This is a genomic window from Streptosporangium sp. NPDC050148 (assembly GCF_055586505.1).
On the sequence record NZ_JBVJIA010000001.1, the window covers coordinates 316,518 to 333,199 of the forward strand.

Sequence of the window (16,682 nt, forward strand, 5' to 3'; positions counted from 1 at the left end):
TTGAATTTCTCTCGGCGGTGATGGTTCCGGGACGCAATGGTCCCGTGTGATCGAACCGTCGGATCTCGCTGACGGTTGGACATTAGGTTTGGGGTTCCTGGATAGTCAACGCTGCTATCCACGGTCATGGGAAAGCGATACGCGGCCCGCGGCAGGTCCCGCTTCCGGGCCCGTCTGCGGTCTTGTCTCGCCGGCGGGACGGCGCAGCCAGCCGAGCTCCTGGGCGCGCAGCGCCAGCTGGAACCTGCTGGTCGCGCCCGCCGACTGCATCAGCCCGTTGACCTCGCGCCGGACGGTGCGCTCGGCGATGCCGAGCCGGGCCGCCACGGCGTTGTCGGTCAGCCCCTCCGCCAGGAGGTCCAGCACGGCCCGGCAGCGTCCCTGGGGCCTGCCGTCGGGGGAGGCGCCCTCGGGGGGCGGCGCGTAGGCACTGCCCCACAGGTGGTCGAAGACGGACACCAGGGTGGAGACGTGGCCGGGCCGCGTCACCAGGGCCACCGGGCCGGCCTCCTCGCCCGGCGGGGTCCGCAGGCACAGCAGCGCCGTCCGCCGGTCGGTGATCAGCGCCGAGAGCGGGACCGAGGGCAGCGTCCGGACCCGGGAGCGGTCCGCGGGGGAGTCCGGCGCCGGGCCGGCGGCCTCGGCGCGGACGACGGAGACCGAGCGGTTCTCGGCGGCGCGGAGCTCGCCCACCCGCTCGGACAGGAACCTGCCCAGCGGGTCCTCGGAGAGCACCGCGAGGACCTCCCGGCACCGGCTCTCCGCCATCCGGTGAAAAACGTCGCGCAGTTCCTGGAGCGTGATTACCCGGTCCCCGCTGGCATTCGGCTCGGCGTGGTGCATGAAAATATAATGTCACGGCTAAAGCCCCGGACCCATGGCCGTTGTTTCCGGCTTATGGAAACACGGACAGGGTGGCCGTTTTAGGACAGGCCGTTGCGCATTCCGGCGATCCATAACTATGTTTCGTCAGCGGAGCGACCGGGATTGACGCCTCGATGGCTCTTTCGCTCGTCATCGCTTTTCGGTTGAGTGTCACGGTGCAGGCTCCGTGAAATTCGTGAAATACGAGCGGTTCACCTTCCGAAACCGGCGAGGACGACGATGTGCCAAAGAGGAGGAAACTCCCGGCCGTCCGGGGCCGCCACATGGCCGGTCTGACATTCGAGCCCTCGAAGGAGGTGTCTTAATGGATCTGTCCAACATTCTCGAGCTGCAGGAGATCGACGTAGCGCCCGAGTACGCCGAGCTGCCCAGCAGCACGATCAGCAGCAGCACCTGCTGATTCCTTCCGCGTTCGCGGGGGGAGGCCTCGCGCCTCCCCCCGCGTTCGCGGTCCCCTCGCACCCGCCGGGCGACCGGGGGAGCACCCCGTCCGGGCCCTTTTTCTCCCGAGAGCGGGCACCCCGTACGACGGCAAACGCCGTAGGCCATTCGCGAGCCGATCGCAAAGCCAGCCACCGCCTTCTCCGATATCTTGTGCACGGAGAACAGGACGTGTTGAATCAGGCCGTATGAGCGACAGCATTCTGGTGTGCGAAGGACTCCGTAAACGTTATGGCCAGATAGTCGCGGTCGACGGCATCGGTTTTTCCATCGCCGAGGGCGAAGTCTACGGGCTGATCGGGCCTAATGGCGCCGGAAAGAGCACGACGATTTCCATGATTGTCGGCGTCGTCGAGCGCGACGAGGGCACCGTCGTCATCGACGGGCAGCCGCACGACGCGCGGAACACGAAGACCAAGGCGCTGATCGGTTACGTACCCCAGGAACTCGCGCTCTACCAGGACCTCACGGCACGTCAGAACCTGTGGTTCTTCGCGCAGCTCCACGGGCTGCGGGGACGTGAGGGCAAGAGCAAGGTGGGCGAGGTGCTGGAGACGATCGGGCTGGCCGACCGCGCCGACGAGGCGGTCTCCGGCTACTCCGGGGGCATGGCCCGCCGCCTGAACATCGGCATCGGGCTGCTGAACCGTCCACGCCTGCTGATCCTGGACGAACCCACCGCGGGAGTCGACCCCCAGAGCCGCAACTCCATCCTGGAGAGCGTGCAGCGCCTGGCCGCCGAGGGGGTGGCCGTGCTCTACACCACCCACTACATGGAGGAGGCCGAGCGCCTCTGTGACAGGGTCGGCATCATCGACCTGGGCCAGATGAAGGCCGAGGGCACCCGCCGCGAGCTGGTCGACATGGTCGGCGAGAACGACCAGGTGCTGCTGCAGGTGGACGGTGACCTGGACCGCGTGCGGCAGGCGCTCGCCGACGCGCCGCAGGTGCGCCAGGTGTCCGGCGAGGGTTCCCGGATCGACCTCCTCGTGGAGGGGGCCAGGGCGGTGCTGCCGCGACTGTTCGAGGTCGTGGCGGGCACGGGCGCGGCGGTCCGCTCGGCGGAGGTGCGCGAACCCGACCTCGAGGCCGTCTTCCTGCACCTCACCGGCAAGGCGCTTCGGGACTGACAGGGACCGACGGGAACTGAGGGGAACGGAGGCCCACGGTGCGCGGAATGATCACCATACTCGTGAAGGACCTGCGGCAGCGGGCCAAGGACAGCACACTGATCGTCTTCGCGGTCGTGCTGCCGCTCGGCATGGCCTTCATCCTCAACGCGGTCCTCGGTGACGCGGGCCAGGAGTTCAAGGCCCGCTACGCCGTGGTCGACGCCGACCGCGCGGCCGGGAACACCGGCTTCGTCGGCCAGGTGCTGGAGCCCATGAGCACGTCGGGCGTCGTGACCCTGCGGCCGGTGGCCACCGTCGACGAGGCCCGCGCGCTGACGGAGCGGCGCGAGGTGGAGGCGACCTTCGTCGTCCCCGCGAACTTCTCCGCCGACGCGCGCGCCGGACGGCCCGCCACACTGGAGATCATCGGCAACGTCGGCGCCCCGGTCGCGGTCCAGGTCGCCCGGGAGGTCGCGCAGTCCTACGCCGCCGGGCTGCACTCGGTCCGGCTGGCCGTCGCCGTGGCCACCCCCCAGGGGACGGCCCCCGCTGGCGAGCTGGCCGAGCGGGCCGGCGCGCTCCCCATGCCGGTCTCGTTGCGCGAGGACGCCTCCGCGCTGAAGCGCCAGCTGGACGTCACCACCTACTACTCGGCCGGCATGGCGATGTTCTTCCTGTTCTTCGCCGTGGTCTTCAGCGTCACCAGCATCTTCGACGAGCGCAGGGGCGGCACGCTGACCCGGATGCTGGCCGCGCCGATCTCCCGGCCCACGATCGTGATGGGCAAGCTGCTCAGCGGCGTCCTGGTCGGCATCGTGAGCATGACGATCCTGGTCGTGGTCACCACGCTCGTGATCGGAGCCCGCTGGGGCGACCCGCTCGGCGTGGCCGCGCTGGTGGTCTCGGGAGTGCTCGCCGCCACCGGGCTGATGACCGCGCTGGCCACCTTCGCCCGTACCGCCGAGCAGGCGTCGAACTGGCAGTCGGTGGTGGCGATGCTGCTCGGCATCTTCGGCGGGGTGTTCTTCCCCAGCGCGCAGCTCGGCGGGCTCAACGTGCTCGGCTACCTCACACCCCACAAGTGGTTCATGCAGGGCCTGGGCGACCTGGCCGGCGGGGGGTCGCTGCAGGCCGTGGCGATCCCGGTCGCCGCCCTGCTCGGCTTCGCCGTCCTGGGAGGCGCCCTGGCCCTGTTCCGCATCGGAAGGATGGTGCACGCGTGAAGGCCCTCGCCATAGCAATGGTCAACCTCCGCCGGGTCTTCAGCGAGCGCACCAACATCTTCTTCCTGATCGTGGCGCCGTTCCTGATGGTCTTCGTGCTCGGGCAGATGTTCGGCGGCAGCCAGCAGCTGACGCTGGGCGTGGTGAGCGGCTCCGGGCCGCTGTCGGAGCAGCTGGTCCAGGCCCTCGGCTCGGGCAAGCGCATCGTGGTCGAGCCGGTCGCCGACGAGGGCGCGCTGCGGACCGCGGTGGAGCGCGGCAGGCTGCGGACCGGCGTGATCGTCCCGGCCGACTACGACGCCAGGGTGCGCGACGGGGGACAGGTCGAGCTGCGCTACCTGACCCGCCAGGAGGACCCGGGCGCGGCCGAGATCGGCACCTGGATCCGCTCCGTCGTCCCCCAGCAGGCCGCGCTGCTGCGCGCCGCCCGCTTCGGGCAGCAGGAGGGGAGCGGGACCTTCGAGGAGAACCTCGCCAGGGCCGCCCGGGTGGACATCGGGACGGTCCAGGTGAACGTCACCACCACGGGCCGGAGCCTGTTCCCCGAGGGGTTCAACCCCTTCGGCGCCTCGGCGCCGCCCCTGATGCTGATGTTCACCTTCCTGACCTCGCTGACCGCCGCGATCGGCCTCATCGAGACCCGGCTGCTCGGCGTCGCGCGCCGGATGTACGCCAGCCCGGTCACGGCGCGCACCATCGTCACCGGCGAGGCCCTCGGCCGGTTGATCATCGCTCTCGCCCAGGCACTGCTGATCATGATCGGCTCGGCCGTGATCTTCGGGGTCGACTGGGGGGACCCGTTCGCCGCGGGTACCCTCGTGCTGGTCTTCTCCCTGGTCGGGAGCGGGGCCGCGATGCTGCTGGGATCGGCGTTCAAGACCCCCGGGGCGGCGATCTCCGTCGCCATGGTCCTCGGGCTGGGGCTCGCCGCGCTCGGCGGCTCCATGGTCGCCCTGGAGTCCTTCAGCCCCACCATGCAGACCATCGCCCATGTGACGCCGCACGCCTGGGCCTACGAGGCCTTCGCCGAACTGGTCAGGAACGGCGGCACCATCGTCGACATCCTGCCCCAGTTCGCCATCCTGAGCTGCTACGCCGCCGTCCTGTTCGCCCTAGGCGTCTGGCGCCTGCGTCGTGTCCTCACCCGGTAAAGCCAGACCTTTGGAGATGACATGCGTTTCCTGCCAGAGCGGGAGAACATCACGGCCGCGGTTCTCGGCCTGGGATACGTCGGGTCGTGCGTGGCCGCGGTCCTGGCCGACCGGGGCGTGAACGTGATCGGGGTCGACACCGACCCCGTGCTCGTCGAGGAGCTGAACGCCGGGCACTGCCGGTTCAGCGAGGCCGGCCTGCCCGAGCTGGTGGCCCGCCACGCGGGCGGCCGGCTGCGCGTCACCACGAGCTACGAGAGCGTCTCCGAGGCGGACGTGGTGATCGTCGCGGTCGGCACGCCCACCGGCGAGCGCGGCGTCATGAAGGAGAGCCAGCTCCGCGGCGCCTGCGAGGAGCTCGGCAGGCACATCAGGCCCGGCCAGCTGCTGGTCTTCAAGAGCACCGTCCCGCCGGGGGTGACCCGCTCCCTGGCGCTGCCGCTGCTGGAGCGCGGCGGCCTGGTCTGCGGCGAGGACTTCGGGCTCGCCTTCTGCCCCGAACGCCTCTCCGAGGGCACCGCCCTGCGCGAGCTGCGCAGCTTCCCCATCGTCGTCGGCGGCTGGTGCGCCGACTCCTCGGCCGCGGCGGTGGAGTTCTGGCGCCGGGCGATCGGCGTCGAGGTGATCCCGGTGGCCTCCCTGGAGGCGGCCGAGATGGTCAAGCTCGCCGACAACTGGTGGATCGACCACAACATCGCCCTGGCCAACGAGCTGGCCCGGGTCTGCGCGGCGCTGGACGTCGACGTCCTCGACATCATCTCCGCGGCCAACTCCATCCCCAAGGGCAACGGCAACGTCAACATCCTGCTGCCGAGCGTGGGCGTGGGCGGCTCGTGCCTGACCAAGGACCCCTGGATGGTCTGGCGCTCCGCCCGCGAGCGCGGCATCGACCTGCTGACGATCCCCGCGGCCCGCGAGGTCAACGACTCCATGCCGCACTACACCCGCGACCTCATCGTGGAGGAGCTGGCCCGGATGGGCCGCTCCCCGGCGGGCGCGAAGGTGACGGTCCTGGGGCTGGCCTTCAAGAACAACACCGGCGACCTGCGCGAGACGCCGGTCAGGCCGGTCGTGGAGGAACTGCTCAAGGCCGGCGCGAAGGTCACCCTGTACGACCCGCTGGTCGACGCCGACGAGGCCGAGAAGCTCTTCGGGCTTCCGCAGGCCGCCTCGCTGGAGGAGGCGGTGCGCGGCGCCGACTGCCTGGCCGTCCTCGCCTGGCACCGGGAGTTCCACGACATCGACTTCGCCGCGCTCCGCGAGCAGGTCGCCCCGGGGTGCGCGGTCGTCGACGGCCGCGCCTACTACCCGCGCGAGACCATAGACCTGCTGCGCGAGTCCGGGTACGCCTACCGCGGGATCGGGAGGTAGGGGACATGGCGAGCAACACCGCGAAGGTGGTCGTCACCGGTGGTCTCGGCTTCCTCGGCAGCCACCTCGCCGAGGCCCTGGTCCGGCGCGGGGACGAGGTCACGGTCTTCGACGGCGGACCGCCCCCGTCCGGCCGGGACGACGGACCCGCGCCGCGGTACGTCGGCGGCGACATCAGGGACCCCGAGGCGCTCGCCGGCGTGATCACCGGCGACGTCGACACCGTCTACCACCTGGCGGCCGTCGTCGGCGTCGACCGGTACATCGACCGTCCCCTCGACGTCATCGACATCAACCTCATGGGCACGAAGAACGTGCTGGAGCTCACCGAGCGGGCCGGCGCCCGGCTGGTGCTGGCCAGCACCAGCGAGGTGTTCGGCAAGAACCCGGCCGTGCCGTGGGCCGAGGACGACGACCGCGTCCTCGGCAGCACCGCCACCGACCGGTGGAGCTACTCCTCCAGCAAGGCGCTGGCCGAGCACCTGACGTTCGCCTACATGCGCCAGCGCGGGCTCGACGCCACCATCGTGCGCTACTTCAACGTCTACGGGCCCCGCCAGCGGCCGGGCTTCGTGGTCAGCCGCAGCATCCACCGCGCCCTGCGCGGCCTGCCGCCGGTCCTGTACGACGACGGCGGGCAGACGCGCTGCTTCACCTTCGTCGACGACGCGATCGCCGCCACCGTCGAGGCGGGCACCGCCGCCGTGGCGCTGGGGGAGTGCTTCAACATCGGCAGCTCGGTCGAGACGTCCGTCCGCGAGCTCATCGAGCTCGTGGTGGAGCTGACGGACGGGGACAAGGCGGTCCCGGTGGACCCGCGCGACGGCTTCGGCTCCGCCTACCAGGACCTGTCCCGCCGCGTCCCCGACACCTCCAAGGCGCTCGCCGTGCTCGGCTGGCGCAGCACCACCGACCTGCGGGACGGCCTGTCCAGGACGATCGAGTGGGCGCGGGCCAACCCCTGGTGGCTGGAACAGCCCGACAGCGGCTCGGCCACCTGACGGCCCGGCGGGACCGGACGGCCGTCCGGTCCCGTCAGGCGCAGGCCTCGCGCGTGGCGGCCACGACCGCGTCCACCGCGTCGTCGTCCAGGTGGGGGCCCATCGGCAGGCTCAGCACCTCGTCGGCGAGCCGTTCGGCCAGCGGCAGCGATCCGGGCGCGTACCCCTGCCCGGCGTAAGCGGGGGAGCGGTGCACCGCGACCGGGTAGTGGACCAGCGTGCCGATCCCCGCGGCGGCCAGCCGCTCCTGGAGCTCCCGCCGGCGCGCGGTGCGCACCACGAACAGGTGCCAGACCGGCTCGGCCCACGGCGCGGGCACGGGCAGGACCAGGTCGCCCACGCCCTTGAGCCCGTCCAGGTAGCGCGCGGCCACGGCCCGGCGGCGCTCGTTCCACTCGTCCAGCCGCGCGAGCTTGACCCGCAGCACGGCGGCCTGCATCTCGTCCAGCCGGGAGTTGGCCGCCACGACCTCGTGCACGTACTTCTCGCGGGAGCCGACGTTGCGCAGCAGCCGCAGCCGCGCGGCCAGCTCGGCGTCGTCCGTCACCACGGCGCCGCCGTCGCCGAGGGCGCCGAGGTTCTTGCCGGGGTAGAAGCTGAACGCGGACGTGGAGCGCGACCCGATCCGGCGGCCGTGCTCGCGGGCGCCGTGGGCCTGGGCGGCGTCCTGCAGGATCCGCAGGCCGTGCCGGGCCGCGACGTCCTCGACGGCCCGCAGGTCGACGGGGTGGCCGTACAGGTGCACCGGCATGATCACCTTGGTGCGGGGCGTGACGGCCGCCTCGATCCGCGCGGGGTCGAGGGTGCAGGTCCGCTCGTCCGGCTCCACCGGCACCGGCCGCGCGCCGCTCCTGGAGACCGCCACCCAGCTCGCGAAGAACGTGTGCGAGGGGACGATCACCTCGTCCCCTCCTCCGACGCCCATCGCGCGCAGGGACAGCTCCAGCGCGTCACAGCCGCTGCCCACCGCCACGCAGTGCGCGTTGCCGCACCAGGCCGCGAACTCCGCCTCGAACGCCTCCAGCTCGGGACCCATCAGGTACCAGCCCGAGCTCAGCACCCGCTGCAGGGCCGCGTCGATCTCGGCGCGCAGCTCCCCGTACGGGGCCCGCAGGTCCAGGAAGGGGACGCTCACCTCACGCTCCGCGCGTCCCGCAGGAACTCGTCGTAGTCGCGGTAGTAGTCGGACTCGTCGTAGGTCTCGGAGACCAGCCACAGGCCGACCGTCCCGGGCGCGAACTCGACCATGTCCCGCCAGACCATCGGGGTCATGTACAGCCCGCGCCGCGGGTGGTCGAGCACGAAGGTGCGCCTGTTGAAACCGTCGTCCACGTCGACCTTGAAGCTTCCGTGCACCGCTATGATCAGCTGCCGCAGGCGGCGGTGGCCGTGCCCGCCGCGCCGGGTCTCCGGCGGCATGCCGAACATGTAGTAGGCCCGCTTCACGTCGAAGTCGATCTCCTTGCCGGACTCGACCACGCACAGGCTGCCCCGCGGGTCGACGATCTCCGGGAGCTCGACGATGCGGCACGGTTCGACCCTGCCGACCATGACGTCCCCGCCGCCGTTCACAGAAGAACTCATCGGGCTGCCACCCTCCCTCGGACGAGGGGTCGCTCCGCCCCGTTCCGTCTCGCCAGCGGGACAAACGCTATTTTCAGAAAACCCGGCGGTCAAGCGATTCCCGGCGCCTCGGATCCGTACCGGAAGAACGAATGCAATGGACTAACGGGATTTATATAATTACTCTCCGGCGAAGGCCGTGCGATCCAAAGACCGGAGGGTCGGAACATGACCAGCCTCCCCCAGATATCACATTCTCTGCGCCGGGAGAATAATGAGTTCAGAACCCGCCTGACGAAATCGGCCATGGCCAGGGACAGTGCCGTCCTTCCGCTCGCCGAGTTCAGGGAGTGGTTCGCCGAGCGCCACCGCACGGAGCGCGCCGAGGTCACCAGGATCCCCTTCGCGGACCTGGACGGCTGGAGCTTCGCGCCGGGCAGCGGCAACCTGGTCCACCGCAGCGGGCGGTTCTTCTCCGTGGAGGGGCTGCGGGTCAGCACCCGCTCCGATCCGGCGGCGAGCTGGTCGCAGCCGATCATCAACCAGTCCGAGATCGGCATCCTCGGCATCCTCGCCAAGGAGATCGACGGCGTCGTCCACTTCCTCATGCAGGCCAAGATGGAGCCGGGCAACATCAACTCCGTGCAGCTGTCGCCCACCGTGCAGGCCACGCACAGCAACTACGTCGGCGTGCACCGCGGCGCGGGCGTGCCCTACCTGGAGTACTTCACCCGGCCCCGGCCCGGCGGCGTGCTCGTCGACGTGCTGCAGTCCGAGCACGGGTCGTGGTTCTGGTGCAAGCGCAACCGCAACATGGTCGTCGAGGTGACCGAGGACGTCGAGGTCCGCGACGGCTTCTGCTGGCTCACCATCGGCCAGCTCCAGGAGCTCCTGCGCGTCGACAACCTCGTCAACATGGACTCCCGCACCGTGCTGGCGTGCGTCCCGTTCGACGGCACGGTCCTGGGCGGCGACGAGGAGGACGACTTCTGCGGGGCGCTGCGCCGCTCGGTGGTCGGCGGCGGGGCCGCCCTGCACACCACCTCCGGCCTGCTGAGCTGGTTCACCGCGGCCAGGAGCACCAAGCTGGTCGACCGCTGGTGCATCAACCTGGAGCAGGTCACCCACTGGAAGCGCTCCCGCGACGAGATCGCCCACGAGGAGGGCAAGTACTTCACGGTCGCCGCGGTCGCGGTGAGCGGGGCCGGCCGGGAGGTCGGCTCGTGGAGCCAGCCCCTGTTCGTGCCGGTCGGCCAGGGAGTGGTCGCCTTCGTCGTCAAACGCATCCACGGCGTGCTGCACGTGCTGGTCCACGCCCGGATGGAGGGCGGCCTGCCGGACATGGTCGAGCTGGCGGCCACCCTGCAGTGCGCGCCCGAGAGCTACGAGGGCGTGCCCGCCGGGCGGCGCCCGCGTTTCATGGAGTACGTGCTGAACGCCGACCCGTCCCGGATCCGCTTCGAGGCGATGCTGTCGGAGGAGGGAGGACGCTTCATGGGCGCGGTCATCAGGTACCTGGTGATCGAGGCCGAGGACGACTTCCCCGTCGAGGTGCCCGAGGACTACGCCTGGGTCACCGTCGGCCAGCTGTCCGGGCTGCTGCGGCACAGCTACTACATCAACGTCCAGGCCCGCACCCTGGTCGCCTGCCTGCAGGGCCTGTGGGGAGGAGAGCGTTGACGGTCCCACCGGTGCGCATGGGCGTGCTCTCGTGCGCGGACATCGCCTGGCGGCGGATGCTGCCCGCGATGACCGCCACCCCGGACGTGCTGCCGGTGGCGGTCGCCAGCCGCGAGACGGCCAAGGCCGAGACCTTCGCGCGGCGCTTCGGCTGCGACGCCGTCACCGGGTACGCGGCACTCCTGGAGCGCCCCGACGTGGAGGCGGTGTACATCCCGCTGCCCACCGGGCTGCGCGCCGAGTGGGTCGGCCGCGCGCTGCGGGCCGGCAAGCACGTGCTGGCCGAGAAACCCCTGGCCGTCAGCCGCGAGGAGGCCGGGGGACTGCTGTCCCTGGCCGAGCGGAGCGGGCTGCTGCTGGTGGAGAACCTCGTCTTCCCCCACCACTCCCAGCACGAGGAGGTGCGGCGGCTGCTCGGCGAGGGGGCCATCGGCGAGCTGCGCTCCTTCGCCGGCGACTTCGGCATCCCGCCGCGCGACCCCGGCGACTTCCGCTACCGCCCGCAGCTCGGTGGCGGGGCCCTGTTCGAGGTCGGCGTCTACCCGATCCGCGCCGCCCAGCTCTTCCTGGGCGGCGACCTGGAGGTCTGCGGCGCGTTCCTGCGCTACGACGCCGCCACCGGGGTGGACGTCGACGGCGGCGCGCTGCTCTGCTCGCCCGGAGGCGTCAGCGCGCAGATCAGGTTCGGGTTCGAGCACTCCTACCGCAGCTCGTACTCGCTGTGGGGGTCGCTCGGGTCGCTCTTCCTGGACCGCGCCTACACCTCGCCCGACTCGATGCGCCCGGTCGTGCGCCTGGAGCGGCAGGACCACGTCGAGGAGCGGACGCTTCCCGCCGACCGCCAGTTCGTCAACATCCTGGAGTCGTTCGCGCGCTCGGTCAGGCAGGGCGGCGACCAGACCGCCCACACCGGCCAGGCCCTGGCGCAGGCCGGGCTCGTCGACGAGATCCGCCGGCGGGCACGGCGGATAACGATATGACAATGAAATGCCGGGAAAGTGGCGGCCGGGGACGCCACGGTATCCTGAACAAACGCTCCCGGCTTCCTTTCTTCGGCATGCCCGAAGCGAATCTCCGTACGATTTTCAGTTGATTCACCCCTCCCGTGCACATCGAATCGAGGAGCCGAGTATGTCTTCCCAGTCGCGCTGCCGTGTCTGCGCCGGTCCCCTTGCCGAATTCTTCGACTTCGGGCGCCAGCCCCTCTCCGACGCGTTCGTCCGTCCCGAGGATTTCGCGGACGAATTCTTCGTGCGGCTCGCCGTCGGGATATGCGAGTCCTGCACGATGGTGCAGCTCATGGAGGAGATCCCCCGCGACCGCATGTTCCACGAGGACTACCCGTACGTGTCGTCGGGCTCGGCGGTCATGCGCGAGCACTTCGAGAAGCTCGCGCGGCGCCTGCTCGCCACCGAGCTGACCGGCGACGACCCGTTCGTCGTCGAGCTCGGCTGCAACGACGGGGTGATGCTCAAGGCGATCGCCGAGGCCGGGGTCCGGCACCTGGGCGTGGAGCCGTCCGGCGGGGTGGCCGCGATGGCCCACGCCAAGGGCATCCGGGTGCGCACGTCCTTCTTCGAGGAGGAGACCGCCCGCGACATCCTCGCCACCGACGGGCGGGCGGACGTCATCTACGCCGCCAACACCCTCTGCCACATCCCGTACATGGAGTCCATCCTGCGCGGGGTGACCGCGTTGCTGGCCCCGACCGGCGTCTTCGTCTTCGAGGACCCGTACTTCTCCGAGATCGTCGAGCGCACCTCCTTCGACCAGATCTACGACGAGCACTTCTACTTCTTCACCGTCCGCTCGGTCCAGGCCATGGCCGCCCGCTTCGACCTGGAGCTCGTCGACGTCGAGAGGCTCCCGGTGCACGGCGGCGAGGTCCGCTACACGCTGGCCCACGCCGGCGCGAGGACCCCGTCCGAGGCCGTGGCCGAGCTGCTGGAGGACGAGAACAAGCGCAACCTCGCGGCCATGCCCACGCTCAAGGGCTTCGCCCGCAACGTCGAGCGGATCCGCGACGACCTCACCGCCCTGCTGCGCGACCTGCGCAACGACGGCAAGCGGGTCGTGGGCTACGGGGCGACCGCGAAGAGCGCCACCGTGACCAACTACTGCGGCATCGGCCCGGACCTGGTCCCGTTCATCTGCGACACCACCGTCGCCAAGCAGGGCAGGCTCACCCCGGGCTCGCACATCCCGGTGCGGGAGCCGGCCGCGTTCGCCGACCCCTACCCCGACTACGCGCTGCTGTTCGCCTGGAACCACGCCGAGGAGATCATGGCCAAGGAGCGCGCCTTCCGCGAGGCGGGCGGCAGGTGGATCCTGTACGTGCCCGAGGTGCACGTCGTCTGATCCCGCGGGCCGCCCCCGGTCCCGCCTCCGGCCTACCGCGCCGCCCGGCTCACCGCACGGCCGCGGTGCCGGGCGGTGAGTCGTTCCAGTTCGGGGACGATCTGGTTGGGGCCGGGGGTGGCGAGGGTCTCCTGGCGGAGCCGCTGGGCGGCCTGGGTGAAGGAGGGTTCGTTCAGCAGGCGCAGGAGGTGTTCGCGGACGCGGGGTCCGGTGGCCTGGCTGCTGTGCAGGGTGAGGCCGGCGCCCTGTTGCGCGAGGAGTTCGCCCTTGAGGGGGGCGTCGAACATGTCGGCGAGGATGAGCTGGGGGACGGCGTTGACGACGCTGGTGGAGAAGGAGCCCCCGCCGCCGTGGTGGATCATCACCGAGCAGGTGGGGGTCAGGGCGTGCAGGGGGACGAAGGAGACCAGCCGGACGTTGTCGGGGACGTGGCTCAGCTCGCCCTGCTGCTTCTGCGGAAGGGTCGCGACGAGTTCGATGTCGAGGTCGGCCAGGTGGGTGAGGATGTCCTGCACGTCGACCGAGTAGCCGTCGAGGCGTTCGGTGGCCGAGGTGCCCAGCGTCAGGCAGACCCGGGGTTTCGCCGGGGGGACGTGCAGCCAGGGCGGGACGACCGCCGTGCCGTTGTAGGGGATGTAGCGCAGCGGCACGTACGTCAGCGGCAGGTCCAGCCGTAGCGAGCCGGGCGTGTAGTCGATCGTGAACTGCCCGGTCGTCATGTCCTCGGAGAACGGCACCCCGAAGCGTTCGGCGCGCGCCCCCAGCCATTCGGCGAGCACGTCCCGCCGGGCGCCGGGCGGCTGCTGCGCCATGACGCGCAGGTAGTGGCCGCGCATCCGGGCCGTCAGGTCGAGTCCCCACATGAAGCGGGCGTGCGCGGCCCCGCACGCCTCGGCCGCGATCGACCCCGCGTAGGTCAGCGGCTCCCAGATCACCAGGTCCGGCTCCCACTGACGGCAGTACTCGGTCAGTCCCGCGATCATCGGGTCGTTCACCACCCGCCACCACCACGGAACCACCCCGTCGTAGCCCCATCTCAGGTGCTCCCAGGTGAGCACCTCGGGCCGGTCCTCGGCCATGTCGAAGGCCGGGGCGTCGGGCTTCATCCTCCGCATGACCTGGGTCATGCGCCGCAGCTCGTGGTCCGTGCCGACGGGGACGGCGGTCAGGCCCGCGCCGGTGATGACGTCGGTCAGCTCGGGCTGGCTGGCCACCCGCACCTCGTGGCCCGCGTTGCGCAGCGCCCACGCCAGCGGCACCATCCCCAGGAAATGACTCTTCTCCGCGTGCGACGTGAACAGGACCCGCATGGTCTTTCCTTCCTGTGGCCGCGCCGCTCAGCTCACGGCACGGCCGCGGTGCTCGGCGGTGAGTCGTTCCAGTTCGGGGACGATCTGGTTGGGGCCGGGGGTGGCGAGGGTCTCCTGGCGGAGCCGCTGGGCGGCCTGGGTGAAGGAGGGTTCGTTCAGCAGGCGCAGGAGGTGTTCGCGGACGCGGGGTCCGGTGGCCTGGCTGCTGTGCAGGGTGAGGCCGGCGCCCTGTTGCGCGAGGAGTTCGCCCTTGAGGGGGGCGTCGAACATGTCGGCGAGGATGAGCTGGGGGACGGCGTTGACGACGCTGGTGGAGAAGGAGCCCCCGCCGCCGTGGTGGATCATCACCGAGCAGGTGGGGGTCAGGGCGTGCAGGGGGACGAAGGAGACCAGGCGGACGTTGTCGGGGACGTGGCTCAGCTCGGCCTGCTGCTTCTCCGGCAGCGTGGCCACCACCTCGATGTCGAGGTCGGCCAGGCTGGTCAGGATGTCCTGCACCGGCACGGAGTAGCCGTCCAGGCGTTCGGTGGCCGAGGTGCCCAGCGTCAGGCAGACCCGGGGTTTCGCCGGGGGGACGTGCAGCCAGGGCGGGACGACGGCCACACCGTTGTAGGGGATGTAGCGCAGCGGCACGTACGTCAGCGGCAGGTCCAGCCGTAGCGAGCCGGGCGTGTAGTCGATCGTGAACTGCCCGGTCGTCATGTCCTCGGAGAACGGCACCCCGAAACCCCTGGAGTGCACCCCCATCCACTGGCCGAGCGCGTCGGTGGCGACACCCGCCTCCTGCCGGGCGCGCAGGTAGTGGCCGCGCATCCGGGCCGTCAGGTCGAGTCCCCACATGAAGCGGGCGTGCGCGGCCCCGCACGCCTTGGCCGCGATCGACCCCGCGTAGGTCAGCGGCTCCCAGATCACCAGGTCCGGCTCCCACTGACGGCAGTACTCGGTCAGCCCCGCGATCATCGGGTCGTTCACCACCCGGCACCACCACAGGACGTGCCCCTGGTAGCCGGTCTTGATCTGCTGCCAGGTGAGCATCTCGGGGCGGTCCTCCGCCATGTCGAAATCCTTCTCCTGACCGGTGTCCTTGGCGAGCTGCAGGAGCCTGCCGAGGCCGTGGTTCTTACCGACCGGGACGGCGGTCAGGCCCGCGCCGGTGATGACGTCGGTCAGCTCCGGCTGACTGGCCACCCGCACCTCGTGACCGGCGTTGCGCAGCGCCCACGCCAGTGGCACCATCCCCAGGAAATGGCTCTTCTCGGCGTACGACGTGAACAGGACCCGCATGGTCTTTCCTTCCTGTGGCCGCGCCGCTCAGCTCACGGCACGGCCGCGGTGTTCGGCGGTGAGCCTCTCCAGCTCTCCGACGAGCTCGTTGGGGGTGGGCATGGCCTCCATCTCCGCGCGCAGCCTTCCTGCGGCCTCGGCGAAGGAGGGCTCGCCCAGCAGGCGCAGCAGGTGCTCGCGCACCCGCGGGCCACTGGCGTCACGGCCGTGCAGGACCAGTCCGGCGCCCCGCGCGGCGAGGTTCTCCGCGAGCACCGGCTCGTCGAACAGCTTCGGGGCCATGAGCTGCGGCACGCCGTGGGAGGCCACCGTGAACACCGTGCCCGGACCGCCGTGGTCGATCACGGCCGAGCAGGTGGGTGCCAGGGCGTGCAGGGGGACGAAGGAGACCAGGCGGACGTTGCCGGGGACGTTCTCCAGCTCGGCCTGCTGCTTCTCCGGCAGCGTGGCCACCACCTCGATGTCGAGGTCGGCCAGGTGGGTGAGGATGTCCTGCACGTCGACCGAGTAGCCGTCCAGGCGTTCGGTGGCCGAGGTGCCCAGCGTCAGGCAGACGCGGGGCTTGACGGGGGGGACGTGCAGCCAGGGCGGGACGACCGCGGTGCCGTTGTAGGGGATGTAGCGCAGCGGCACGTAGGGGAGCGGCACGTCCAGCCTCAGCGAGGCCGGTGTGTGGTCGATCGTGAACTGCCCGGTCGTCATGTCCTCGGAGAAGGCGACGCCGACCTTGGCGCCGCGCGCCCCGAGCCACTCGGCCATGGCGTCGCGCTCGTGCGGGGCCTGCTCCCGACGGACCCGCAGGTAGTGGCCGCGCATCCGGGCGAACAGGTCCAGGCTCCACATCATGCGGGCGTGCGCGGCCCCGCACGCCTTGGCCGCGATCGCCCCCGCGTAGGTGGCCGGCTCCCAGATCACCAGGTCGGGCCGCCAGTGCCGGCAGAACGCGGTCAGCTCCCCGATCATCGGGTCGTTCACCACCCGCCACCACCACGGCACCAGCTCGTCGTGGTAGCCCCGGCGCAGGTACTCCCAGGTCAGCCTCTCCGGCCGGTCCTCCGCCATGTCGAACGGCGGCGGGGCGTCCGGATCGAGGCTCTCCCCGTGCGTGAGCAACTGCTGCAGCATGTGGTCCGCGCCGACCGGCACGGCGGTCAGGCCCGCGCCGGTGATGACGCCGGTCAGCTCCGGCTGGCTGGCCACCCGCACCTCGTGACCGGCGTTGCGCAGCGCCCACGCCAGCGGCACCATCCCCAGGAAATGGGTCCTCTCGGCGTGGCTGACGAACAGCACCCGCATGGAACGA

The 16,682-nt window shown here is 70.8% G+C and carries 15 protein-coding genes; 9 read left to right on the forward strand and 6 right to left on the reverse strand.

Annotation, left to right across the window (positions count from 1 at the left end; genetic code table 11):
- Positions 1–114 precede the first annotated feature (114 nt).
- Positions 115–843 (reverse strand): helix-turn-helix transcriptional regulator, encoded by a 729-nt coding sequence (locus ACZ6RT_RS01395; protein ID WP_470151777.1) that lies wholly within the window; start codon positions 841–843, stop codon positions 115–117.
- A 346-nt stretch (positions 844–1,189) separates the two neighbouring features.
- On the opposite strand from ACZ6RT_RS01395, the gene ACZ6RT_RS01400 reads away from it, so the two are divergent.
- From ACZ6RT_RS01400 to ACZ6RT_RS01425, 6 genes are all read left to right on the forward strand, one after another.
- Entirely contained in the window at positions 1,190–1,285 is a 96-nt protein-coding gene (locus tag ACZ6RT_RS01400) for a class III lanthipeptide (RefSeq protein ID WP_350974439.1), read from the forward strand.
- A 229-nt stretch (positions 1,286–1,514) separates the two neighbouring features.
- A complete protein-coding gene (locus tag ACZ6RT_RS01405; RefSeq protein ID WP_399186888.1) occupies positions 1,515–2,456 on the forward strand; it encodes an ABC transporter ATP-binding protein in 942 nt (313 codons plus the stop codon).
- Between the two features lie 47 nt (positions 2,457–2,503).
- A complete protein-coding gene (locus tag ACZ6RT_RS01410; protein WP_470151780.1) occupies positions 2,504–3,661 on the forward strand; it encodes an ABC transporter permease in 1,158 nt (385 codons plus the stop codon).
- A complete protein-coding gene (locus ACZ6RT_RS01415) occupies positions 3,658–4,812 on the forward strand; it encodes an ABC transporter permease (protein ID WP_399186886.1) in 1,155 nt (384 codons plus the stop codon). Before ACZ6RT_RS01410 ends, ACZ6RT_RS01415 begins: the two co-directional genes overlap by 4 nt.
- 21 nt (positions 4,813–4,833) lie before the next feature.
- Positions 4,834–6,183: a nucleotide sugar dehydrogenase gene (locus ACZ6RT_RS01420; RefSeq protein WP_399186885.1), complete on the forward strand. Its 1,350-nt coding sequence runs from the start codon at positions 4,834–4,836 to the stop codon at positions 6,181–6,183.
- A 5-nt stretch (positions 6,184–6,188) separates the two neighbouring features.
- Positions 6,189–7,184 (forward strand): NAD-dependent epimerase/dehydratase family protein, encoded by a 996-nt coding sequence (locus tag ACZ6RT_RS01425; RefSeq protein ID WP_399186884.1) that lies wholly within the window; start codon positions 6,189–6,191, stop codon positions 7,182–7,184.
- A 34-nt stretch (positions 7,185–7,218) separates the two neighbouring features.
- Here ACZ6RT_RS01425 and ACZ6RT_RS01430 read toward each other — a convergent pair whose 3' ends face one another.
- Positions 7,219–8,319: a DegT/DnrJ/EryC1/StrS family aminotransferase gene (locus ACZ6RT_RS01430; protein ID WP_470151784.1), complete on the reverse strand. Its 1,101-nt coding sequence runs from the start codon at positions 8,317–8,319 to the stop codon at positions 7,219–7,221.
- A complete protein-coding gene (locus tag ACZ6RT_RS01435; RefSeq protein WP_399186882.1) occupies positions 8,316–8,768 on the reverse strand; it encodes a sugar 3,4-ketoisomerase in 453 nt (150 codons plus the stop codon). Before ACZ6RT_RS01435 ends, ACZ6RT_RS01430 begins: the two co-directional genes overlap by 4 nt.
- Positions 8,769–9,053: 285 nt before the next feature.
- Between ACZ6RT_RS01435 and ACZ6RT_RS01440 the strand changes: the two genes are divergently transcribed.
- The 3 genes from ACZ6RT_RS01440 to ACZ6RT_RS01450 all read left to right on the forward strand — a co-directional run bounded on the left by ACZ6RT_RS01440 (position 9,054) and on the right by ACZ6RT_RS01450 (position 12,785).
- On the forward strand, positions 9,054–10,427 hold the full coding sequence (locus ACZ6RT_RS01440) for an NDP-hexose 2,3-dehydratase family protein (protein WP_470151786.1): 1,374 nt from the start codon (positions 9,054–9,056) through the stop codon (positions 10,425–10,427).
- Complete coding sequence (locus tag ACZ6RT_RS01445) at positions 10,424–11,407, forward strand: Gfo/Idh/MocA family protein (protein ID WP_399186880.1); 984 nt, start codon at positions 10,424–10,426, stop codon at positions 11,405–11,407. Before ACZ6RT_RS01440 ends, ACZ6RT_RS01445 begins: the two co-directional genes overlap by 4 nt.
- A gap of 151 nt (positions 11,408–11,558) precedes the next feature.
- Positions 11,559–12,785: a class I SAM-dependent methyltransferase gene (locus tag ACZ6RT_RS01450; protein ID WP_344897927.1), complete on the forward strand. Its 1,227-nt coding sequence runs from the start codon at positions 11,559–11,561 to the stop codon at positions 12,783–12,785.
- 32 nt (positions 12,786–12,817) lie between these two features.
- Here the strand turns inward: ACZ6RT_RS01450 and ACZ6RT_RS01455 are convergent, their stop codons facing one another.
- The 3 genes from ACZ6RT_RS01455 to ACZ6RT_RS01465 are packed head-to-tail and all read right to left on the reverse strand — an operon-like array spanning position 12,818 to position 16,675.
- On the reverse strand, positions 12,818–14,095 hold the full coding sequence (locus tag ACZ6RT_RS01455; protein WP_470151788.1) for an activator-dependent family glycosyltransferase: 1,278 nt from the start codon (positions 14,093–14,095) through the stop codon (positions 12,818–12,820).
- 27 nt (positions 14,096–14,122) lie between these two features.
- Complete coding sequence (locus ACZ6RT_RS01460) at positions 14,123–15,379, reverse strand: activator-dependent family glycosyltransferase (RefSeq protein WP_470151790.1); 1,257 nt, start codon at positions 15,377–15,379, stop codon at positions 14,123–14,125.
- A gap of 27 nt (positions 15,380–15,406) precedes the next feature.
- A complete protein-coding gene (locus ACZ6RT_RS01465) occupies positions 15,407–16,675 on the reverse strand; it encodes an activator-dependent family glycosyltransferase (RefSeq protein WP_470151791.1) in 1,269 nt (422 codons plus the stop codon).
- Positions 16,676–16,682: the final 7 nt, after the last annotated feature.